This is a genomic window from uncultured Sphingomonas sp. (assembly GCF_936927845.1).
Lineage (GTDB): Bacteria > Pseudomonadota > Alphaproteobacteria > Sphingomonadales > Sphingomonadaceae > Sphingomonas.
Genome location: NZ_CAKZHV010000059.1, coordinates 272,119 through 294,847, shown reverse-complemented (window position 1 = coordinate 294,847; position 22,729 = coordinate 272,119). Strand labels below are relative to the sequence as shown.

General features: G+C 68.1%; 16 protein-coding genes. 8 read left to right on the top strand and 8 right to left on the bottom strand.

Features of this window, described 5'->3' with window-relative positions:
- Positions 1 to 7: 7 nt before the first annotated feature.
- Positions 8 to 1,123, bottom strand: a complete 1,116-nt coding sequence (locus Q0579_RS11740; RefSeq protein ID WP_298812416.1) for a DUF4268 domain-containing protein — start codon at positions 1,121 to 1,123, stop codon at positions 8 to 10.
- Here Q0579_RS11740 and Q0579_RS11735 point away from each other — a divergent pair.
- The 5 genes from Q0579_RS11735 (at position 1,053) to Q0579_RS11715 (ending at position 4,518) form a co-directional block, all read left to right on the top strand.
- The gene (locus tag Q0579_RS11735) at positions 1,053 to 1,391 is read left to right on the top strand and encodes an S-adenosylmethionine:tRNA ribosyltransferase-isomerase (protein WP_298812414.1); all 339 of its coding nucleotides are present in this window, start codon (positions 1,053 to 1,055) and stop codon (positions 1,389 to 1,391) included. The genes Q0579_RS11740 and Q0579_RS11735 overlap by 71 nt on opposite strands.
- Positions 1,388 to 1,924 (top strand): EF-hand domain-containing protein, encoded by a 537-nt coding sequence (locus tag Q0579_RS11730; RefSeq protein ID WP_298812411.1) that lies wholly within the window; start codon positions 1,388 to 1,390, stop codon positions 1,922 to 1,924. Before Q0579_RS11735 ends, Q0579_RS11730 begins: the two co-directional genes overlap by 4 nt.
- Positions 1,921 to 3,066 (top strand): tRNA guanosine(34) transglycosylase Tgt, encoded by a 1,146-nt coding sequence (gene tgt, locus Q0579_RS11725; RefSeq protein ID WP_298812408.1) that lies wholly within the window; start codon positions 1,921 to 1,923, stop codon positions 3,064 to 3,066. The genes Q0579_RS11730 and tgt overlap by 4 nt, the downstream gene beginning before the upstream one ends.
- 34 nt (positions 3,067 to 3,100) lie before the next feature.
- Positions 3,101 to 3,289 (top strand): hypothetical protein, encoded by a 189-nt coding sequence (locus tag Q0579_RS11720; RefSeq protein ID WP_298812406.1) that lies wholly within the window; start codon positions 3,101 to 3,103, stop codon positions 3,287 to 3,289.
- Between the two features lie 128 nt (positions 3,290 to 3,417).
- Positions 3,418 to 4,518 (top strand): cell wall hydrolase, encoded by a 1,101-nt coding sequence (locus Q0579_RS11715; protein ID WP_298812404.1) that lies wholly within the window; start codon positions 3,418 to 3,420, stop codon positions 4,516 to 4,518.
- Positions 4,519 to 4,524: 6 nt separating this feature from the next.
- On the opposite strand, the gene Q0579_RS11710 is transcribed toward Q0579_RS11715, so the two are convergent.
- The 3 genes from Q0579_RS11710 to Q0579_RS11700 form a co-directional block, all read right to left on the bottom strand.
- Complete coding sequence (locus tag Q0579_RS11710) at positions 4,525 to 4,938, bottom strand: hypothetical protein (RefSeq protein WP_298812402.1); 414 nt, start codon at positions 4,936 to 4,938, stop codon at positions 4,525 to 4,527.
- Between the two features lie 108 nt (positions 4,939 to 5,046).
- Positions 5,047 to 7,326, bottom strand: coding sequence for an NADP-dependent malic enzyme (locus Q0579_RS11705; protein WP_298812400.1), 2,280 nt, complete (start codon positions 7,324 to 7,326; stop codon positions 5,047 to 5,049).
- A gap of 39 nt (positions 7,327 to 7,365) precedes the next feature.
- Positions 7,366 to 7,857 (bottom strand): methylated-DNA--[protein]-cysteine S-methyltransferase, encoded by a 492-nt coding sequence (locus Q0579_RS11700; RefSeq protein WP_298812398.1) that lies wholly within the window; start codon positions 7,855 to 7,857, stop codon positions 7,366 to 7,368.
- Between the two features lie 127 nt (positions 7,858 to 7,984).
- Here Q0579_RS11700 and mutS point away from each other — a divergent pair, with 127 nt between their 5' ends.
- From mutS to Q0579_RS11685, 3 genes are read left to right on the top strand one after another with little or no spacing between them, the layout of a single operon-like run.
- Entirely contained in the window at positions 7,985 to 10,558 is a 2,574-nt protein-coding gene (gene mutS, locus Q0579_RS11695) for a DNA mismatch repair protein MutS (RefSeq protein ID WP_298812486.1), read from the top strand.
- A gap of 4 nt (positions 10,559 to 10,562) precedes the next feature.
- Positions 10,563 to 11,033 (top strand): hypothetical protein, encoded by a 471-nt coding sequence (locus tag Q0579_RS11690; RefSeq protein ID WP_298812395.1) that lies wholly within the window; start codon positions 10,563 to 10,565, stop codon positions 11,031 to 11,033.
- 51 nt (positions 11,034 to 11,084) lie between these two features.
- Positions 11,085 to 13,832, top strand: coding sequence for a [protein-PII] uridylyltransferase (locus Q0579_RS11685; protein WP_298812392.1), 2,748 nt, complete (start codon positions 11,085 to 11,087; stop codon positions 13,830 to 13,832).
- 82 nt (positions 13,833 to 13,914) lie between these two features.
- Here the strand turns inward: Q0579_RS11685 and Q0579_RS11680 are convergent, their stop codons facing one another.
- From Q0579_RS11680 to thrS, 4 genes are all read right to left on the bottom strand, one after another.
- Complete coding sequence (locus Q0579_RS11680; RefSeq protein WP_298812389.1) at positions 13,915 to 16,704, bottom strand: TonB-dependent receptor; 2,790 nt, start codon at positions 16,702 to 16,704, stop codon at positions 13,915 to 13,917.
- A gap of 248 nt (positions 16,705 to 16,952) precedes the next feature.
- Positions 16,953 to 17,486 (bottom strand): translation initiation factor IF-3, encoded by a 534-nt coding sequence (infC, locus tag Q0579_RS11675; RefSeq protein WP_174193308.1) that lies wholly within the window; start codon positions 17,484 to 17,486, stop codon positions 16,953 to 16,955.
- Between the two features lie 135 nt (positions 17,487 to 17,621).
- A complete protein-coding gene (locus Q0579_RS11670) occupies positions 17,622 to 20,363 on the bottom strand; it encodes a TonB-dependent receptor (protein WP_298812382.1) in 2,742 nt (913 codons plus the stop codon).
- A 138-nt stretch (positions 20,364 to 20,501) separates the two neighbouring features.
- Positions 20,502 to 22,496: a threonine--tRNA ligase gene (gene thrS, locus Q0579_RS11665; RefSeq protein WP_298812379.1), complete on the bottom strand. Its 1,995-nt coding sequence runs from the start codon at positions 22,494 to 22,496 to the stop codon at positions 20,502 to 20,504.
- Positions 22,497 to 22,729: the final 233 nt, after the last annotated feature.

Here is a 22,729-nt window from a genome sequence, read left to right as displayed (position 1 = left end):
TGTTCGCCTACATTTCGGGAGACCAAGCTCCCGGGTTCAGCGCTTTAACTCGATTTGCAAAAACCCGGTAGAAGTCATTCAGCCGCGCCACAAGCCACTCGTGCTGGCGGGGCCAATCGGATTGCTTCTCCGGATCGGTATCCGTCAGCGGCGTCGATATCCGCGTGTCTTTGCCCTCCGGCAACTCCTCCCAATCGAGTCCATACCCGAGTTCCGCTTCGATCTGCGCTTTCTGCGCGTGTAGCAGGTGAAAGAACGCCTTGGCGTGCGGGTTGGACATGTACAGCTCGGCGCGCACTAGCCGCTTCGGCCGGGCCATCGCGGCGTTGACGCTGAACCCGCTCCGACCGATCGAGTACGACATCCAAGATTGCGGCTGCGGCTTGCGCTCCCGCGCGAGCGGCCCGCCTGCTGCCATGAGAGCGTTGCCCAGCCCGCCCCAGTACGCGACCTGCAACGCCTTGGTGCCGGTGAGTTCAGCGTCATCGATCGCCCGTGCCGCCTGCGACACGAGCTTGCTCCAGTTGTTCGGCTTGGAGACGATGTTGAAGCGTGGCGCCGCCGGCGACGTGCCGATCCGCCACAGCTCCACCTCCACACCAAAGAAGCGGAAAGTCTCGTCGGTGATGCGGTTGAGCCAATCCAGCGTCGAGCGGTGCTCCTCGGTGAAGCGCGCCGCGATCCACACGATCGTCACCGCTTCCAATCCAGAGGCGTAGGTCAGCAACTGACCCAAATGGGAGTGGTCCGTGCGTTCGAGCTGGTTCTCGATCAGCACCCACGCATTCGTGCCGATGTCCTTGCACAGGATGTCCGCGCGGAACGGGCCGACTGCCTTCTCCTGCGCCTCCAGCTCAAGCTCAAGCCCCAGTGTCTCACCCAACGTGAGGAGGTTCTCCTCGCGCGCGAGCCACGGCGTGAAATGGGAGGACTCGCTCGACCATATGTCGCGCAGCTCGATCTTCTCCAGCTTGCCGAGATTGTACTCGCTCACCGTTCCCCCGACGCCTGCGCTGCGAACCACGTCAGAGTCATGCGGCATCGAAGCCAGTGTGCCAAGGTCCGTCAGGCACCGGGCCGGGAGGCGGGCGGGGGGCTGGATTTCGGCGGTCGATCCGGCCAAAGCGCCTTCGCTAGGAAACGGCGCTGCCGGCGTCTCGGCTAATTCTAGGAGGTCGGTAGGAGTGGGAGAAAACGCCCGTGAGAATCGCAGTATGGCATTGCAACGGAACGCTTTTCCTTTGCCGCCGCAGGCCCTGTTCATGCTGGTCTCGGCGCTGATGGGGCTGGAGCGGATGCAAACGGTGTACGCGCACGCGATCGCGAACGAGTATCGCTTCTATTCCTACGGCGACGCGTCGCTGCTGTTGCCGCAGCAGGTCCGGGCGTGATCGCGGTGCTGCTCGCGCTCGCGCTGCAGGCGGGCTCGACCGAGGGCGACACCGTGGTCGTCCGCGCGCCGTTGCCGGGCACGCCGCAGACCCCCGCCACGATGGTGGTCGAACCCGTGGCGATGATGATCGCGACCTTTGATGCCGATGGCGACGGAATGGTCGATCGTGCCGAGTTGCAGGCGGGGGTCGCGCGCTCGTTCGCGGCGGTGGATACCGGCAAGACCGGCGTGCTGCGCTACATCGCCTTTGCCGATTGGGCCGAGCGCTGGCTGGGTGATCGCAACGCGCTGCCGAGCCCGTTCGAGGTCGATCGCAATCAGGATGATCAGGTCTCGCTCGACGAATTGCAGGACCATTTCTCGCGATTGTTCGCGCGCTACGACAAGAACGGCGATCACCGTATCAGCCGCGCGGAATTGCTGACCTATCGCACCGGTCCGGTCGATGCGAAGGGGCCGACCGCGGGGCGCCCGCCGGCCAAGCCGCCGCGACCCCCGGAAAAGCGACCGCCTGAGAAGACGCGCCGATGACCAGTTTCGCCTTCACGATCGCCGCGACCGACGGGCGCGCGCGTACCGGTGCTATCACGATGGAGCGCGGCGTCATCCGCACCCCCGCGTTCATGCCGGTCGGCACCGCCGCCACGGTCAAGGCGATGAAGCCCGCTGACGTGCGCGCCGCGGGTGCGGACATCATCCTAGGGAATACCTATCACCTGATGCTGCGCCCCGGCGCGGAACGCGTCGCTAAACTGGGCGGGCTGCACGCGTTCATGGGATGGGATCGCCCGATCCTGACCGACTCGGGCGGCTATCAGGTGATGAGCCTGTCCGAGCTGACGAAGCGGTCGGAGGACGGCGTCGCATTCCGCTCGCACCTCGACGGATCGCGGCACCTGATCACGCCCGAGCGGTCGATCGAGATCCAGCGGCTGCTCGGCAGCAACATTACGATGGCGTTCGACGAGCTGGTGCCGACCACCTCGACGCGCGAGGTGCAGGCCGCGGCGATGGAGCGATCGATGCGCTGGGCGAAGCGCAGCCGCGACGCGTTCGACGGGCTCGATGGCCGCGGCGGCGAGGCGCATGCTGCACATAACGCGATCTTCGGTATCCAGCAGGGCGCATTGGACGAGGGATTGCGCCGCGCCTCCGCCGACGCGCTGGTCGATATCGGGTTCGACGGTTACGCGATTGGCGGGCTCGCGGTGGGCGAGGGACAGGAGGCGATGTTCGCGTGCCTCGATTACGCGCCGGGGCAGCTTCCGGCCGATCGCCCGCGCTACCTGATGGGAGTCGGCAAGCCCGACGACATCGTCGGCGCGGTCGAGCGCGGGGTCGACATGTTCGATTGCGTGCTGCCGACGCGGTCGGGGCGGACGGGCCAGGCGTTCACGCGGGCCGGCCCGATCAACATCCGCAACGCGCGCTTCGCCGAGGATCAGGCGCCGCTCGATGAACGCTGCGCGTGTCCGGTGTGCGGTACCTGGACGCGCGCGTATCTGCACCACCTCGTCCGCGCGGGTGAGATGCTGGGCGCGATGTTGATGACCGAGCACAACATCTTCTTCTATCAAGCGTTGATGGCCGACCTGCGCGGTGCGATTGCGGACGGGCGATTGTCGTCGTTCGCGGACGACTTCCGCCAGCGCTATCGGAGCGGCGCGCGGTGACGACCGGTTTCAGTCCGGCAGGGGAGAATGGATGATGAGCGACGAGCCCAACGAGATCCTGCAAGCCGCCAAGGCGGCAAAGGCGCACCAGGACGCAGGTGCCGACAAGGCGAAGGCGAGCGACAAGGCGCGCCGCTGGCAATTGGGCGGCATCGTCGGCGTCGGGATCGGCTCGGCCGCGGTCGCCGCCGCACTGCTGTTCGCCAACGGCAAGAAGCGCTGATCCGCGTTCCGCGGCCGCTGGCTGTACCGCACCGGGACAGGCGGGGAATAGCAGCGGATTCGCAAGGATTGCTCGATTAAGGCAGCGCAGGCGCTTCGCGCGCGTCAGCACGGAGCAGCCCTGTCCGCATGGCCAGACACACACGACCGGGAACAGCGCTGGTGCGGCTGCGGCAGGTGCGCGTCAGTTGGGCGCTGCTCGCCGCGGCGCTGATCCTGCTGCTGTCCGCGCTGGCGGCACAAGGGCTGCTGCGCCTGGTCGGCGACGGCGTCGTCGCTGCGCAGCCGCGCGCGCGCCCTTTGAGCATCGCGGTTCCACGCGCGGGCAAGGCCACGGCGGCGCCGAGCTACGCGTCACCCGCCGCGGGTACCACCGGCACGATCGCGCTGCCGCCGGTTCCGCTCGCCTTCTTGCGGCAGCCGGTGGGCGATGGCTCGATCACGCCGGCGCGTCCGTTCTCCACCGCCGGGGCGAGCGGCACGGATCGCGGACGCGCGCTCGAGTGCCTGACCGCGGCAATCTATTACGAGGCGGCGTCCGAGCCCGACGACGGGCAGCGCGCGGTGGCGCAGGTCATCCTCAACCGCGCACGTCACCCTGCCTTTCCCTCGACGGTGTGCGGCGTCGTCTATCAGGGGTCGGAGCGGCGATCGTGCCAGTTCAGCTTCGCCTGCGACGGCGCGATGGCGCGCGTACCCTCGGCTGCGGGCTGGGCGCGCGCGGCGCGCGTTGCGGCGGCGGCGCTCGGCGGCTACGTCTTCGCTCCCGTCGGGCTCGCGACCCATTATCACACCTACGCAGTCACGCCGGCGTGGAACCGCACGCTGGTGATGACCGACGCGATCGGTGCGCATTTCTTTCATCGCTGGAAAGGGTTCTGGGGAACGGCGGCGGCGTTCATCCAGCGTTACGCCGGGCATGAACCGGTGCCCGGACCACATCGCGTGATCGACCCGTTGCTGACGATCCCGCCGATCGCGGCGAGCCAGGCGGTGGTGACTCCGGCCCCGGGTATCAGCGCGCCAATGGCCGCACCCGCTGCGGCCGCTACGACTACGCCGAGCAGCGGAGCCACGCGCGCGGTCACTCCGTTGTCGCAGATCCAGGCGCGTCACGCGCAGAGCGGCGAAGCGATCGTGCCGGCGCCTGCCGCCGCGCCGACCAGCGCCAGCGTGCCCGAGTCCCAGATCCTCGATCGCTGGAAGGACTCGGGCAAGCCGCTCAAATAGTTTGCCTCAGCGGCAGCGCACCTCGTTGCGGTCGACCGACTGGCCCAGCGCCGCGCCGCCTGCGCCACCGATCAGCGCGCCGAGCAGGCCCGAGCCGCCGGGTGCGATCGCCGAACCGAGCGCGCCACCCGCGATCCCGCCGATGATCAGTCCGGTCGTGCCGTCGTCGCGGCGGCAGTAATAACGTCCGTCGCGACCAGCGTAGATGCGGTCGCGGCGGCCGAGCCGGCGTTCACGGTAGCGCGCGTCGTCGCGGTAATAGCGATCGGCGTAATAGCCGTTATACGCCGGGTCGGGGCGATTGTAGTCGTATGCGCCATAACCGTTGTAGCCGGCGTAACGCGGGCCCGCACCATATCCGCCGGCACAACCCGCCACCAACATCGCCGCGCCGAGCGCCGCCACCGTCATCTTCATCATCCGCCTCCTTGACTCAGGTCAAGGCGCAATGATCTGACGGCGGATTAGGTTGCATAGCGGCCTCAACCGGCGTCCGAACCGCCAGGCGACGGCGGTGCGCGCGGCGGATCAGCGCGCGATGCCGCCCGCCGCCAGCACCGCCAGCGTCATCAGCTCGCTCGCGGTCGAGGTCATCGGTGCGATCTGCACCGGCTTCTCCATGCCGATCAGCATCGGGCCGATCATGTCATCGCCACCCAGTTCGCGCAGCAGCTTGGCGGAGATGTTGGCCGATTGCAGACCCGGCATGACCAGGATGTTGGCGGGGCCCGACAGGCGCGCGAACGGATAATTCGCCTGCTGCCTGGGGTTGAGCGCGACGTCGGGCGACATTTCACCCTCATATTCGAAGCTCACCTGCCGCCCGTCGAGTACGGTCACCGCCTGGCGGATGTTGTCGAGGAACGAACCCTCGGGCGTGCCGAAGGTCGAGTAGCTGAGGAACGCGACGCGCGGTTCGTGGCCCATGCGGCGCGCGACCGCGGCGGTCTGCTCGGCGATGTCGGCCAGTTCCTCCGCGCTCGGGCGCTCGTTGACCGTCGTGTCGGCGATGAAGATCGTGTGGCTCTGCCCGACGAGCACATGGATGCCGAACGGCGTGCGATCGGGCTTGGGATCGATCACGCGGCGCACCTCGCGGTAGCTCTGCGCAAAGGTGCGCGTGATGCCGGTGATCATCGCATCGGCCTCGCCGAGCTGGAGCAGCACCGCGCCGAAGGTGTTGCGGTCCTGGTTGATCATCCGCTCGCAATCGCGGCGCAGAAAGCCTCTGCGTTGGAGCCGGCCGTAGAGGAAGTCGACCATTCGCGGGACCAGCGGCGACACGCGGCTGTTGTGAACCTCATATTCTTCCGGGTTCGCGATGCCGAGCGCGGCGAGACGGTCGTGCACGTCGTCGCGCCCGACGAGCACCGGGGTGCCGTAGCCGCCTTCCTTGAATGCGATCGCGGCGCGCAGCACGACCTCCTCCTCGCCTTCCGCGAAGATCACGCGCTTGGGATGCGCGCGCGCACCCTCATAGGCGAGGCTCAGCACCGAGGTGGTCGGATTGAGCCGTGCGCGCAGCGACTGGCGATACGCGTCGATGTCGAGGATCGGTTTGGTCGCGATGCCCGAATCCATCGCCGCCTTGGCGACTGCGACCGGCACCACCTCCATCAGGCGCGGATCGAACGGCGCGGGTATGATATATTCGGGGCCGAAGCTGTGCTGGACGCCGTAGGCGGCGGCGACTTCCTCGGGCACGCGCTGCCGCGCCAGTTCGGCGATCGCGTTGGCGGCGGCGATCTTCATCTCGTCGTTGATCGCCGAGGCGCGCACGTCGAGCGCGCCGCGGAAGATGAACGGGAAGCCCAGCACGTTGTTGACCTGATTGGGATAGTCCGAGCGACCGGTCGCGATGATCGCGTCGGGGCGTGCCGCGCGCGCTTCTTCAGGGCGGATCTCTGGCTCGGGATTCGCCATCGCGAAGATGATCGGCGCCTTGGCCATGTCCTTGACCATCTCGGGCTTGAGCGCGCCCGCCGCGGACAGGCCGAGGAACACGTCCGCGCCCTCCAGCGCCTCGGTCAGCGTGCGGCGTGTGGTGGCGACGGCGTGCGCCGACTGCCACTGGTTCACGTCGTCGCGGCCCTGGTAGATCACGCCGGTGCGGTCGCAGATGATGACGTTCTGCTGGCGCACCCCCATCGCCTTGATCAGGTCGGTGCAGGCGAGTGCGGCCGCACCCGCGCCGTTCACCACGACCTTCACGTCAGCGAGGCGACGGCCCGTCAGCAGGCAGGCGTTGATGAGCCCCGCGGCGCAGATGATCGCGGTGCCATGCTGGTCGTCGTGGAAGACCGGGATGTTCATCCGCTCGCGCAACGACTGCTCGATGATGAAGCATTCGGGTGCCTTGATGTCTTCGAGGTTGATGCCGCCGAAGCTGGGTTCGAGCAGCGCGACCGCGTTGACGAAGGCGTCGACGTCTTCGGTGGCGAGCTCTAGGTCGATCGAGTCCACGTCGGCGAAGCGCTTGAACAGCACCGCCTTGCCTTCCATCACCGGCTTGGACGCGAGCGCGCCGAGATTGCCGAGCCCCAGGATCGCGGTACCGTTGGAGATCACCGCGACGAGATTGCCCTTGGCGGTGTAATCGTACGCGGTCGCCGGATCGTCGGCGATCGCGCGCACCGGCACCGCGACGCCGGGCGAATAAGCCAGCGCCAGGTCGCGCTGCGTCGCCATCGGTTTGGAGGCGATGATCTCGATCTTGCCCGGCCGGCCTTCCGAATGGAACAGCAGCGCCTCGCGCTCCGAGAACTGGACGTTGGTGACGGCTTCAGCTTCGGTGCGGGGATCGGTCATGCGCGTGCCCTTACGGAAAGCTGCGCGCCATGTGAACCGTTACCATGCGCCGGTTGTGTGACGTTCGTGGTCCAGCAGGAAGCGCTTCGCCGCCAGTCCGCCCGCGAAGCCGGTCAGCGCGCCGCTCGCGCCCACGACGCGGTGGCACGGTGCGACGATCGACAGGGGATTTCGCCCGTTCGCCGCGCCGACCGCGCGCGTCGCTGTCGGGCGTCCGATCGCGCGCGCGATCTCGGCGTAGCTGCGCGTCTCGCCGAACGGAATGTCGGCGAGCGCCAGCCACACGTCGCGCTGAAACGCGGTGCCGTGCGGGGCGAGCGGCAGGTCGAAGCGGGTGCGCGTGCCCGCGAAATATTCGCGCAATTGCTTGGCCGCGGCGACGAGCACCTGATGATCGTCGCGCGTCGTCGCATCCGCCAGCCGCACGCGACCGGGCGCGTCGTCGGGCCACAGGATCGCGACCAGCCCATCGTCTGACGCGACCAATGTCAGCGAACCGATGGGTGAGGGCAGGAGCGAGCGGTAGAGCATGGCGGGCGTTCCGTGAGAGCAGGTGCCGTGTGTAGCGCGGCCGCAGTCGTTCGGACACGCCTTTCGCGCGTGCCCACGCTTCTGTATCGCGCCCGCGATGGCGAGCGTTTCCTCCACCCCGACCCCGATGATGGCGCAGTATCTGGCGCTGAAGGCGGAGGCGGCGGACTGCCTGCTGTTCTACCGGATGGGCGATTTCTTCGAGCTGTTCTTCGACGACGCGCGCGTTGCCGCGCAGGTGCTCGACATCGCCTTGACCGCGCGCGGCGAGCATGAGGGCGAGAAGATCCCGATGTGCGGCGTGCCCGTCCACGCCGCGACCGCGTATCTGCAACGCCTCATCAAGGCCGGGCACCGCGTCGCCATCGCCGAGCAGACCGAAACGCCGGAAGCAGCGCGCAAGGCACGCGGCTCGAAGGCGCTGGTCGGGCGCGCGATCGTCCGCTTCGTCACCGCGGGCACGCTGACCGAGGAAGCGCTGCTCGATGCTCGCGCGGCCAATTGGTGCGCCTGCGTAGGCGAGGTCAACGGCGCGGTCGCGATCGCCGCCGCCGACGTGTCGACCGGACGCTTCGTCGTGATCGAAACCGACGCGGGCGGCATGGGCGCCGAACTGGCGCGGCTGGGTGCGGCCGAAGTGGTAGCGTGCGAGGGCGCGGATCACCCCGCCAGCGTCTGGCGTCCGCGCGCCGACTTCGACAGCGCGAACGGCGAGGCGCGGTTGAAGCGGCTGTACGGCGTCGCGACGCTCGACGGCTTCGGCCAGTTCTCGCGCGCCGCGCTGTCGGCGGCGGGGGCGCTGGTCGCCTATCTGGAGCATAATGCAAAGGGCGCGCTGCCCTTCCTGCGCCCGCCGACGCTGGAAGCCGCCGCCGAGACGATGGCGATCGACGCGGCGACGCGCGAGAGCCTGGAGCTGACCTGCACGATCGCGGGACAGCGCAAGGGCAGCCTGCTCGACGCGGTGGACCGCACGGTGACGGGCGCGGGCGCGCGCCTGCTGGGCGAGGACATCGCCGCGCCGCTGATGGACTTGGGCGCGATCGAGGCGCGGCAGGCGCTGGTCGCGCTGTTCCACGACGATGATGGCTTGCGCGAACGGTTGCGCGCGAGCCTGCGCGCGCTGCCCGATATCGGGCGGGCGCTGGGGCGGCTGGCGGCGGGGCGGGGTGGCCCGCGCGATCTCGGGCAGTTGCGCGACGGGCTCGGCGGTGCGTGGCACTTGGCCGAGCTGCTCGGCAAGGTCGAGCCGGCACCGGCGCTGCTCGCCGAAACCCTACCGCGCCTGCGCGGGCACGGTGCGCTGATCGACCTGCTCAAGCGCGCATTGGTGCCGGCACCGCCGATCGAGGCGAGCGACGGCGGCTATATCGCAGCGGGCTATGACGCGGCGCTCGACGAATTGCGCGACGCGGGCGCGGGCGGGCGGCGCGCGATCGCCGCGCTGGAGGCCAAATACCGCGCCGACACGGGTGTCGCGGCGCTCAAGATCAAGCACAACGGCGTGCTCGGCTATCATATCGAGGTGCCCGCGCGCGCCGCCGACCCGCTGATGCGCGCCGATTCGGGCTTCACGCACCGACAGACGATGGCGGGCGCGATCCGCTTCAACGCGCCCGAACTGCACGAGGTCGCTTCGCGCGTGACGCAGGCCGGCGCGCACGCGCTGACCGCCGAGGCCGCGCACCTGGAGGAACTGACGCAGACCGCGCTCGCCGCGCGCGAGGGGGTAGCCGCCACTGCCGACGCACTCGCCCGGCTCGACGTGGCAGCCGGGCTCGCCGAGCGGGCGGCGGAGGGGCATTGGACCAGGCCCAAACTGGTCGAGCAGGCGTGTTTCGAGATAACGGGCGGGCGCCACCCGGTGGTCGAGAGCGCGCTGGCGAGATCGGGCGATCGCTTCGTTGCCAACGACTGCCGCCTGTCGGAGACTAATCGCCTGTGGCTGGTGACCGGCCCCAACATGGGCGGCAAGTCGACCTTCCTGCGCCAGAACGCGCTGATCGCGGTGCTCGCGCAGGCCGGCAGCTACGTGCCCGCGTCGGCCGCGACGATCGGGCTGGTCGACCGGCTGTTCAGCCGCGTCGGCGCGTCGGACAATCTCGCGCGCGGGCGCTCGACCTTCATGGTCGAGATGGTCGAAACCGCCGCGATCCTGGCGCAGGCTTCCCCGCGCAGCTTCGTCATCCTCGACGAGGTCGGGCGCGGTACCTCGACCTATGACGGGCTCGCGATCGCCTGGGCGGTGGTGGAGGCGATCCACGAGGAGAACCGCTGCCGCTGCCTGTTCGCGACGCATTATCACGAGCTGACCAGGCTCGCCGAACGCTGCGACGCGCTGAGCCTCCACCACGTCCGCGCGCGCGAGTGGAAGGGCGATCTGGTGCTGCTGCACGAGGTGGCGGACGGGCCGGCGGACCGCAGCTACGGCCTGGCGGTCGCGCGGCTCGCCGGCATGTCGCCGGGCACGGTCGCACGTGCCAAGTCGGTGCTCGCCAAACTGGAGGCGGGGCGCGCCAAGACCGGCGGGCTCGCCGCGGGCCTCGACGACCTGCCGCTGTTCGCCGCCGCCGCGCAGGCCGAGGAAGCGCAGTGCGACGCGATCCGCGCCGAGGTCGAGGCGATCGACGTCGACGCGTTGACACCGCGCGAGGCGCTCGACACGCTGTATCGGTTGAAGGCGCTCGCGCGGGAAGGATGAGGCGATGTGGTGGCTGGCGGTGATGGCGCAGGCGATGGCACCGGTCATGTCGACACCGCCGCGCACGCATCACTCGTCGGAGGCGCTGATGCTCGCGCGTCGGCTGGCGCAGACGGGCACGCTCACGACCATCATACCCTTGATGGTCGAGAAGGACCTGAGCGATCTCGTGGCCGAGGACAAGACGCTGACCCCGGCTGAGCGGGCGCAGGTGCAGGCAAAGGGACGCGAGCTCGCGCGCGCGAAAACCGCCGAACTGATCGAGCGCATGGCGGCGGGTTATGCCGCGCGGCTGTCGCTCGCCGATCTTCGCCAACTGGCCGCGGCGGCCGCGAGCCCGGCGGCGGCGCGCAAGCGCGCGGCCGACCTGCCGATCACGCTTTCGACGATGCAGGCGATCGGGCCGTTCGACCTGAAAAAGCAGACGGCGGCGGCGACCTGCGCCGCCTACCGGCTGTTGTGCGCGCGCGATTGAGGACCGGAATCGGAGGTGACGCGGCAGGGCGTCACCGCGCATAAGCGCACCATGCGCCGAACTTTCGAGCAATTGCCCAACCGCCGCGCGATCGTCGACCGCCGCGCGCTCGCCGACGCACTCGCCGCACTGGACGAGGGCACTCACGCCCAGCTTCGCCGCGGCGCGACCGCGATCCTCAAGGCCGCGCTAGACGCCGGACGCGCCGAGATCGCGCGGCGCTTGTCGGAGCATCCGTCGCGCGGGCTGGAAGCAGCGAACGCACAGGCGTATCTGGTCGACCAGATCATCGTCACGCTGGCCGATTTCACCACCGCGCGGCTTTATCCCTTGAGCAACCCGACCGCGTCGGAGCGGCTGCTGCTGATTGCGGTCGGCGGCTACGGGCGCGGTGAGATGGCGCCGTTCAGCGACGTCGACCTCGGCTTCGTCACGCCCTGGAAACAGACACCCTGGGCCGAGCAGGCGATCGAATCGATGCTCTACGCGCTATGGGACCTGGGATTGAAGGTCGGCCATTCGAGCCGTTCGCTCGACGATATGGTGCGCCAGGCGAAAGCCGACGTGACGGTGCGCACCGCGCTGCTGGAGGCGCGTTACCTGTGGGGCGACGAGGCGCTGTACGAGGAAGCGGCCGAGCGTTTCGATCAGGAGGTGCGTAGCGGCACCGAACGGCAGTTCGTCGCCGACAAGCTAGCCGAGCGCAACGCGCGCCACGTGCGGATGGGCGACACGCGCTACGTGGTCGAACCCAATGTGAAGGAAGGGAAGGGCGGCCTGCGCGACCTGCACGCGCTCTTCTGGATCGGCAAATACGCCTACAAGGTGCGCAGTTCGCGCGAGTTGAAGGACGCCGGCTTGTTCACGCCGGAGGAATATCGCCTGTTCCACCGCGCCGACAATTTCCTCTGGGCGGTGCGCTGCCACCTCCATCTGATCGCGGGCCGGGCCGAGGACCGGCTGACCTTCGACTATCAGCGCGAGATCGCGGGCCGGATGCATTACGCCGATCGCCCGGGCAAATCCGCGGTCGAGCGGTTCATGCAATTCTATTTCCTGCAGGCGAAGACCGTCGGCTCGCTCACCGGTCTGTTCCTCGCGCACCTGGAGGAGCGCTACAATCGGCGGCACAGCGGCGAGCGGATCAAGCGGCTGCTGCGCTCCCCGCGCAAGCTGAACGGCTTCACCGTCGATCGCGGGCGGCTGGCGATACCGAGCGACGACTTCTTCGCGATCGATCCCGTCCGGCTGATCGAGGCGTTCGCGCTCGCCGCGCAGACGCAGATGGAGATCCATCCGCTCGCGCTACGCTGCGCGACGCGCGACGCGAAGCTCGCCGCTTCGGTCCGGCGCGATCCCCGCGCCAACGCGCTGTTCCTCGACGTGCTGACAAGCCGCAACGACCCCGAGCTGGTGCTGCGCTGGATGAACGAAACCGGTGTGCTGGGGCGCTTCCTGCCCGATTTCGCGCGCGTGGTCGCGCAGATGCAGTTTGACATGTACCACCATTATACGGTCGACGAGCATACGATCCGCGCCGTCGGTTTGCTCAGCCGGATTGAGCAGGGCGCGCTCAAGGACGACCACCCGCTCGCCAGTGCGGTGATGGAGCAGGTCGTGTCGCGGCGCGTGCTCTACGTCGCGGTGCTGCTGCACGATATCGCCAAGGGGCGCGGCGGCGACCATTCGGTGCTGGGAGCCGAGGTCGCACTGCGCGTCGGCCCGCGGCTGGGGCTGACGCGCGCGGAAACCGAGACGGTGGCGTGGCTGGTCCGCCACCACCTGCTAATGTCGGCGACCGCGTTCAAGCGCGACCTGTCGGACTTCAAGACGATCCTCGATTTCGCCGCCACGGTGCAGAGCGTCGAGCGGCTGCGCCTGCTGCTGGTGCTGACCACCGTCGACATCCGCGCGGTCGGACCCGGCACGTGGAACGGGTGGAAGGGGCAGTTGCTCGCCGACCTGTACGACGGTGCGGAAGAGGTGCTCAGGCTCGGCCACAAGCAGAAGGGGCGCGCCGAGCGGATCGCCGCCAAGCAGCAGGCGTTGCAGGAAGCGACCGGCTGGGACGAGCCGACCATGGCCGCGTACGTCCGCCGCCTGCCCGAGCCGTACTGGATCGCCGAACCCGCCGATGTGCTCGCCGCCAATGCCGAGGTGGTGCGCGCCGCGGGCGACGCGCCCTTGTCGATCGCGGCACAGGTCTATCCCGAACGCGGCGCGACGCTCGTCACCGTCTATGCGACCGATCACCCGGGGCTGTTCTTCCGCATCGCCGGCGCGATCAACGTCGCGGGCGGCAACATCATCGACGCGCGCATCCACACGACGCGCGACGGCATGGCGCTCGACAATTTCCTGGTGCAGGACCCGCTCGGCCGCCCATTCGACGAGGCCGAGCAGTTGCAGCGCATCCGCGTGACGATCGAGGATGCGCTGGCGGGCCGCGTGCGGCTGACCGACCGGTTGAAGGCGAAGCCGCTGCCGCGCCTGCGCGCCGACGCCTTCGCGATCGAGCCCGACGTGCTGGTCGACAACAAGGCGTCGAACCGCTTCACCGTGGTGGAGGTCGCCGCGCGCGATCGCCCGGCGCTGCTCAACCAGCTCGCGCACGCGCTGTTCCAGTCAAAGGTGACGATCCATTCCGCGCACGTCTCAACCTATGGCGAGCGCGCGGTGGACACCTTCTACCTGACGGACCTGACCGGCGACAAGATCGCGCTGCCGTCCAAGGTGCGCAGCATCGAGCGCCGATTGCTCGCGGCGGCGGCGGGGAAGGCGGTGGAGGAAGTGGCTTAGGCCTTCGTCACGTCGAGCGACACGAGAAAGGGCCGGCTCGCGGGTGCGAACCGGCCCTTTCTCGTGCCGAAAGCTCAGCCGATCAGAAGCGCGTGCGCACCGTCACGCCGTAGGTGCGCGGCTCGGCCAGGTAGGAGGTGAAGATCTGGTTGGCGGTGGCGAAGCCGCCGGTCGACCCGAATGCCTGCACCTGCGCCTGGCTGCCCGCACCCTGGAACGGCGCGTTGAAGGCGACCTGCTGGTAGTTCTTGTTGAGCAGGTTCTGCGCGAACACCTCGATCGCCCACAGATCGTCACGACCGCGCAGGCCGACGCGCGCGTTCACCACGGTGAAGCCGTCCTGCTCCTTCTCGGGGAAATTGTCCGAGCCAGTGTTATAGTCCGACGAGGTACGCTGATCGATGTAGAACAGCGCCGACATGCCGTTCGAGCCGATGTCGGGAGTCCACGATGCCGAGGTCGTGATGACGTTGCGGGGAGCAAGCGGCATCTGCGCGCCGGGCAGCAGGAACAATGCGGGGTCGAGCGGCTCACCCGAGGCCGAGCCGACGATGTTGCGGCGCACCTTGGTGTCGGCGAACGTGTAGCCCATCGTGATCGCGACCTGGCGTGCCGGATAGAAGCCCGCCTCGACCTCGACGCCCTGGCTGCGCACGCCGGTGCCGACGTCGCCGGTGCAGCGGCCGGTCGCGGCGCTGTTGTCCTTGTCGGCGCCGTTCAGGCTGTCCTTGCAGCTCCCCAGGTTCTGCACGATGAAGTTCGTGCCGTTGAACGTGTTGAGCTGGAAGTTGGTGAAGTCCGACCGGAAGCCCGCCAGGTTGAAGGTGAACTGGCGCGACGAGTACTTCAGGCCAACTTCGTAGGCGTTGACCGTTTCCGGATCGAAGCGCAGCGCAGCGGCATTGGGCGCGAGCGTCGTCTGCGGCAGATAGGCGAGGCCCAGGTCGGAGCGATCGAGGTTGTAGCCGCCCGCCTTGAACCCGCGCGAATAGCTCGCATAGGTCATCAGGCGATCGACCGGCTTCCACGACAGCACCGCGGTGCCAGTAAACTCGTCGTTGTTGAACTTGTCGCTGATCGACTTGCCGTTCAGCGTCGAGCTCGAGTTACCGGTGCAGCTGAGCGTCAGAATGCCCGCGACCGTCGAGGCGAGCTGCGGGTTGGCGAGCAGCGGCGCGAGGTTGTTCAGCTGCTGCGCGCAGACGACGTTGTCGTTGGTGAAGCTGGCGTTCAGGTCCTTCATCTCCTTCGTCCAGCGCAGACCACCGGTCAGCGACAGCCGATCGGTAATCTTCAGGACGTTGTGGGTGAAGAAGGCGTAGCTCTCGCTCTTCTGATCGTAGATGTCGCGGCGCGCACCCAGATCGCTGATCGTCGATAGGCGGTCGATCCCGGCGAGGATCGTGCCGGTGGCGGCACCGAACGCCGGGGTCGTGCCGGGGACCAGGCCCGCCAGCACCGCGCGTCCGGCTTGGCTGAGGCAGCCCGGCTGGCGCGGCGCACGCAGCGCGGCGGCCGGATTGGCGCTCGCGATCACGCGGCAGGCAGCGAACGCGCCGTAATCGGTGCCGAAGCGCAGATTGTCCGACACGCGCAGCTTCTCGTTGCTGTAGAAGCCGCCGATCAGCCAGTTGAGCCGGTCGCCGAACGCTTCGCCGTTCAGCCGCAGTTCTTGCGTGAAGGTGCGGAAACGGCGGAAGGCGTTGCCATCGTCGGCGCGGTAGACGAGGTCGAGGTTACCGTAGTCAAAATCGCCCGCGCCGAACGACTTGTACTCGCGGTAGGCGGTGATCGAGGTCAGCGCCGCGCCGCCGAAGTTCCAGTCGATCTGCGCCGAGCCGCCGTAATCCTTGGTGATGTTCGAGTAAGCGCGGCCGCGCGTCTGCGCGATGCGGCGGTTGTACGGATCGCCCGCGCTCGGGAACACCGCGCCCAGCGACGTCATCACGTCGACGATGCGGTTGCCCGCGGGGTTGACCGCGAAATCACCCGCGACGCCCGGCGTCGGATCGATCTTCTCACGCAGGTCGACGTAAACCGCGCCGCAGCACTTCTCGTCGCGGCGGGTGTAGTCGCCGATCAGCCGGACGGAGAAGTCGCTCGACGGCTCAAGCAGCAACTGGCCGCGCACGAAATAGCGGTTGCGGTCGTTGAAGTCGGTGTTGTTGATGACGTCGCGGTAGAAGCCGTCGCGCTTGGCGTAGACACCGTCGACCCGGAAGGCGAGCAGGTCCTTGACGATCGGCCCGGTCAGCGCGCCCGCGACGCGGACGTTGTCGTAATTGCCGTAGGTCGCCTCACCATAACCGCCGAAGTCGAACGACGGCGCCTTGGTATAGATGTTGATCGCGCCCGCCGACGAATTGCGCCCAGACAGCGTACCCTGCGGCCCGCGCAGCACCTCGACGCGCTCGATCTCGCCGATGTCGTTCAGGCCCGATCCCGTACGGCTGCGATAAACGCCGTCGATGAAGGTGACGACCGAGCTTTCGAGGCCGGGATTGTCGCCGACGGTGCCGATGCCGCGGATGCGTGCCGAGGCGTTCGCTTCCGAGCCGGTCGACGACACGCTGAGCGAAGGGGCGAGCTGCGCCACGCCGCGGATATCGGTCGCCCCCGAATTCTGCAGGCTTTCCTGGTTCACCGCGTTGATCGAGATCGGCACGTCGGCGAGCCGCTCGGCGCGGCGCGTCGCGGTGACGACGATGTCGCCCGCGCCCAATTCGGCGGTCGGGCTCGTCTGATCGGCGGCGGTGTTGGTCTGGCCGTCGACCGCGGCGTTGGTGGTGACGGGGCTGGTCTGTTCCTGCGCCAGCGCCGGATACGCGGCCAGGCAGGCGACGGTGGACATAAGGGTCGCGGTGATGCGCATTGAAACAGCCTCTCCCAGAATTTTGAATATTGGGTTTGGGCCAGCTTCTATGCCGGAGATTTTACGCGTCTAGCAAAACTTACGCGTCGCGTAAGCGAAAGCGGCGCATGTGTAGCGCGCGTGCAACAGTGGGGACGGAAAATGTCAGGGGCAGCGTCGGCGCCGTGGCTGGCATGACGCTACGGAACGCACGCGGTCGAGCCGCGGGTATGGCGCGCCGGCGGTGATCCGGCCGGCGCGCGTCAACTTTATTTCGGCGACAGCACCATCAGCATCTGGCGGCCTTCCATGCGCGGATAGGCCTCGACCTTGGCGATCTCGTTGGTCGCCTCGGCCACGCGTTGCAGCACCGCCATGCCGAGCGAGCCGTGGCTCAACTCGCGACCGCGGAAGCGCATCGTGACCTTCACCTTGTCGCCTTCCTCGATGAACTCGACCACCTTCTTCATCTTGGTGTCGTAATCATGGTCGTCGATGTTCGGACGCATCTTGATCTCCTTGATCTCCTGCGTCTTCTGGCTCTTGCGCGCGGCGTTCGCCTTTTTCTGCGCCTCGTACTTGAACTTGCCGACGTCGAGGAACTTGGCGACGGGCGGGTCCGCATTGGGGGACACCTCGACCAGGTCGAGCCCGACTTCCTTGGCCTGCGCCATCGCTTCGCGCGTGTACATGACGCCGAGATTCTCGCCCTCGTGATCGATCACGCGGACCTTCTGGCTCTGGATCCACTCGTTGAAGCGAGGGCCGTTCATCGGCGGCGCCTGCATGGGGCGGCGCATCATGGGCGGACGGATAGATACTTCTCCTGTTGATTCACTTCCCCCGATATAAGCTTTCGTGCGCAAAATCGGAAGATGTTCGGCGCATTCCTTCGTGCCCGCGACCTCGCGCGTCGCGCGCGGTCGCCGACCGGCGCGCTAGAAGCTGCCGCGCAGCGTCACGCCGTAGGTGCGCGGCTCGCCCGGGAAGCCGATGAACAACTGGTTCGCGCTGCCCGCGAAGCCACCGGAGGCAGCCTGCTGGACGCTGCGAAACGTACCCGATCCTTGAGCGGGTATGTCGGAGGCGAGCTGGAAGTAGCGCTCGTCCAGCAGGTTCTGCGCCCAGATTTCGACGCCCCAGCGCTTGTTCGCGCCGTACAGGCCGACGCGCCCGTTCACGACCGCGAATGCGTCCTGCACCTTTTCGATATCGAGGTCGGAGCCGGTGTTGGTGTCGCTCTGCATCCTGACATCCAGGTAGACGAGCCCCGTCAGCCCGCGGGTGCCGATCGCGGGCGTCCAGCCGATACCCGCGGTGGTGACGACCTCGGGCGCGTTGGACAGATCGTGGTCGGGTAATTGGAACAGCACCGGCGACAGCGGTCGCCCGCCGGTGCCGACGAGATCCTGGCGGTAGCGCGTGTGCGCGTAGGTCAGCCCCAGGTTGACCGCGACATCGCGCGCAGGGCGGATAATGCCCTCCAGCTCGACGCCGGTCGAAAGCACGCCCGGACGGAGCCGGTCGGGCGCGCACGCACCCGTCGCCGCGGACGCATCGGTGTCGGCGCGGTTCAGCGGATCGCGGCACGACTGAATATTTGCGACCTCGAAGCTCGTCCCATTGTAGGTGTTGAGCTGGTAGCCGCTGAACACCTGATGGAACGCGGCGACGTTCACGTCGATGCCGCGCCCGTTCCACTTTGCGCCCAGTTCGTAGGCGGTCACCTTCTCGCTCGCATAGGCGAGGTCCGCCACTTCGGCGCGGCCGTTGCCGGGCGCGTTCGCCGCGCGCGCGAGCAGCGCGGTGCACGCCGCCGCTTGCGCCGCGGTGCCGGCCCCTGCGAAGCACGGGCGATCGAGCCCGGAGAAATCGAGATTGAACCCGCCTGCCTTGTACCCGCGCGAGGCGGAAGCGTAGAGCAGGACGCTTGTCACCGGCTTGAACCCCAGCACCGCGGTGCCGGTCCACTGCCCGTCGTCGAAGGTCGAGCCGGGCGTGCCCTGCGGAATATCGATCCCTGCGCCGTTCACCACGCAGGCGAGCCCGGCGAGCGACTGGAGCGAGGAGTTGAGCAGCGCGGGGCACAGCGTGTTGGTGGCGCGGTAATCGGCACGGACCCGCTTGTGCTCGTCGGTGTAGCGTACGCCGATGGTGGCAAACAGGCGATCGGGAACGATCGCCAGCGTGTTGTGCGTGAACAGCGCCCAATTGCGGCTGACCTGCGTGAAGTTGCCGTCGTTCGCGCCGGTGCCGACGAGCGGGGCGGCGTTCAGCTGTCGCGCAACCGCGTCATAGCCCGCGAACACGCTCGACGGCGCGGTCGAGCAGGTGGGGGAGGCGAGGTTCACCTGCCCCGCACCCGACGCGGCAAACGAAGTCGCGATGATGCAATTGGCGAAGCGGGTGTAATCCTGCCCGTAACGCTGGTCGTCGTCGACGTTCAGCTTCTCGTTGCCGTAATAACCGCCGACCAGCCAGTCGAGCCGTCCGTCGAACGCGCGCCCGGCGAGGCGGAGTTCCTGCGAGAAGTTACGGAAACGCCGGTCGAGGTCCTGCCGGTCGAGCAGGTCGAGACGGTTGAAGTCGTTGTCCTGCCCCATCCGGTTCTTGTAATCGCGCCACGCGGTGATCGACGTCAGCGTCGCGCCGCCCAAACGCCAGTTCACCTCGCCCGACACGCCCCAGTCGCGCACGTCCGACCGGTACGGCACGCCCGCGCTGGTCGAGGTGGCGAAGGCGAAGCGCTCGCCCCTGGGCGGCAGCTGGTAGTTCGCGCCGAGTGCCTGGAGCAGCGGCAGAAGCGTGTTGGCGCCGACCGCGACCGCTCCACCGGCGGGATCGGTGCGGGTCAGGTTGCGCACGGGGCCGAGCAACGTACCGTTGCAGCAATTCTCGTGACGCTCGGCATAGTCGGCGATGAGGCGCACCGACAACGCGTCGCTCGGCGCCCAGGCGAGCTGTCCGCGCATCAGCCAGCGGTCGCGGTCCTGGATGTCGGGCTCGCCCGGGGTGAGCTGGCGAATGAAGCCGTCGCGCTGCTGCCACACGCCATCGACGCGCAAGGCGGCCGTCTGCCCTACGGCCAAGTTCACCGCGCCGTCGACGCGCAGGTAATCGTAATTGCCGTAGCTGATCGAGCCATGCGCGTCCGTGCGACCGAGTTCGGGCGCGCGTGTGACGATGCTGATCGTGCCCGCGGTCGAGTTGCGCCCGAACAGTGTCCCTTGCGGCCCGCGCAGCACCTCGACGCGGTCGACCTCGCCCAATTCGGTCAGCCCGACGCCGCTGCGCGCACGATAGACGCCGTCGACGAACAGCCCGACCGAGCTTTCCAGCCCCGGATTCTCGCCGACCGTCCCGATGCCGCGGATGCGCGCGGTGAAGTTCGCCTCGCTGGTCGCACCCGACACGAGCAGCGAGGGCGCGACCTGGTCGATCCCGCGCAGGTCTACCGCGCCCGTCGCCGCGAGCGTCTCACCCGAGATCGCGGTGATCGCGATCGGCACGTCCGACAGCCGCTCGCTGCGCCGCGTCGCGGTGACGACGACGTCGCCCGGCTCGGCGGCGGCGACGGGCTGATCCCCATCCTGCCCCACTGGCGACTGCTGCGCGGCGGCGGGAAGGGCGAGCAGCAGCGCGGACGAGAGCAGGCTGGCCGCGAAGGCGGGTCGGTACATGGATGCGTTCCCTGGTGACCGCGGCATCTGTGCGCCGCTGGAGGGCGCGGCGGTTAGCGGTCGCGCAGGGAAAGTCACGCGCTTTGTTGATCCATGCGCGCCGGACCGGCGGGTGCGCGCCGCCGGTCTGGCGTGATGTCAGCGCGCCAGATCGGGCGCGCGCGCCTCCTCGGTCAGCCGCTGGGTGATGTCGGCGAGCGTGACGATCTCCTGTCCCTGGCTGCCCAGGCGGCGCACCGCGACATTGCCCTCATCCGCCTCGCGCTTGCCGACGACCAGCAAGACGGGCACCTTGGCGACCGAATGCTCGCGCACCTTGTAGTTGATCTTCTCGTTGCGCAGATCAGTCTCGACCCGCAGCCCGGCGGCGCGCAGCTCGGCTGCGACCTCCAGCGCGTAGTCGTCGGCGTCGCTGACGATCGTCGCCACCACGACCTGCACCGGCGCGAGCCACAGCGGGAAGCGCCCGGCATGATGCTCGATCAGGATGCCGATGAAGCGCTCGAACGTGCCCAGGATGGCGCGGTGGAGCATGACGGGACGGTGACGGTTGCCGTCCTCGCCGACGTACGCCGCATCCAGCCGCTCGGGCAGCACGCGATCGGACTGGATCGTGCCGACCTGCCACGTCCGCCCGATCGCGTCGGTCAGATGGAACTCGAGCTTCGGCGCGTAGAAGGCGCCTTCGCCCGGCAATTCCTCGAACTTGGCCTTGATCGTGTCTGACAGGCTCGACACCTGCACCGCTTCGCGCAGCTCGGCCTCCGCCTTGTCCCACATCTCGTCGGAGCCGAAGCGCTTCTCGGGGCGCAGCGCCAGCTTCACCGCGTAATCCTCGAACCCCAGGTCACGGTACACGCTGTCGAGCAGCTCGCAGAACTTGCGCACTTCCTCGACCAACTGGTCCTCGCGCACGAAGATGTGTGCGTCGTCCTGCGTGAACTGGCGTACGCGCATGATGCCGTGCAGCGCCCCGTGCGGCTCGTTGCGATGGCAGCAGCCGAACTCCGCCATGCGGATCGGCAGATCGCGGTACGATTTGATTCCCTGCTTGAAGATCAGCACGTGCGCGGGGCAGTTCATCGGTTTGAGCGCCATCAGATCGGCGTCGCCGGTCAGGACCGCACCCTCGTCCTCGGTATTCGGAATCTCGTCGGGCACCACGAACATGTTCTCGCGGTACTTGCCCCAGTGGCCCGACTGCTCCCACTGCCGCGCGTCCATCAACTGCGGCGTCTTGACCTCGGCATAGTCGGCGGCGTCCAGCCGGCGGCGCATATAGGCCTCCATCTGCCGCCAAAGCACGAAACCCTTTGGGTGCCAGAACACCGAGCCCTGCGCCTCCGATTGGAGGTGGAACAGGTCCATCTCCTGCCCGATCTTGCGATGGTCGCGCTTGGCGGCTTCCTCCAGCATGAACAGATGCTGGTCGAGCTGCTTCTTGTTCAACCAGCCGGTGCCGTAGATGCGCGAAAGCATCGCGTTCTTCTGGTCGCCGCGCCAATAGGCGCCCGACACGCGCGTCAGCTTGAACGCGGCCGGATCGAGCTTGCCGGTCGAGGCCATGTGCGGCCCGCGGCACATGTCGAGCCACTCGCCCTGACGGTAGATCGTCAGTTCCTCACCGTCGGGCAGTTCGGCCGCCCACTCGGCCTTGAACGTCTCGCCTTGGGCGCGCCACGTCTCGATCAACTGCTCGCGCGTCCACACCTCGCGCGTGAACGGCTCGTTCTTCGCGATGATGCGGCGCATCTCCGCCTCGATCGCGGGCAGGTCGTCGTCGGTGAAGGGACGATCTTTCGCCGCGAAATCGTAGTAGAAGCCGTCGTCGGTCGCCGGGCCGAAGGTGATCTGCGTGCCCGGGAACAGATGCTGCACCGCCTCCGCCATCACGTGCGCGAGGTCGTGGCGCGCGAGTTCGAGCGCGTCGGCCTCGTCCTTCTGCGTGACGAGCGCGAGCCGCGCGTCCTGCGTCAACGGGCGGGTGATGTCGCGCAGCTCGCCGTCAACGCGCGCGGCGATCGCCGCCTTGGCGAGGCCGGGGCCGATCGAGGCGGCGATCTCGGCGGGCGTGGTGCCGGGTGCGACCTCGCGAACCGAACCGTCGGGCAGCGTGATCGAGATGGTGGTCATGGAACGATCCTGAAGAAAATTCATGTGTCGCTTATGGCGGAAGCGCGCCCGGCGGAAGAGGGCGCACGAACGTATCGGGGGCGCCGCCGGTCAGGCGCGCGCGTCGATCGACCCCGGGGTCACCGGGGCGGTGCTAGTTCGCGCGAGGAAATGACACGGCATCATCGTCGGGCAACATAGCGGCCGCGCGCGGGCGATGCCAGCCAATCGGGTCATTGGGGCGGATGCGGCGG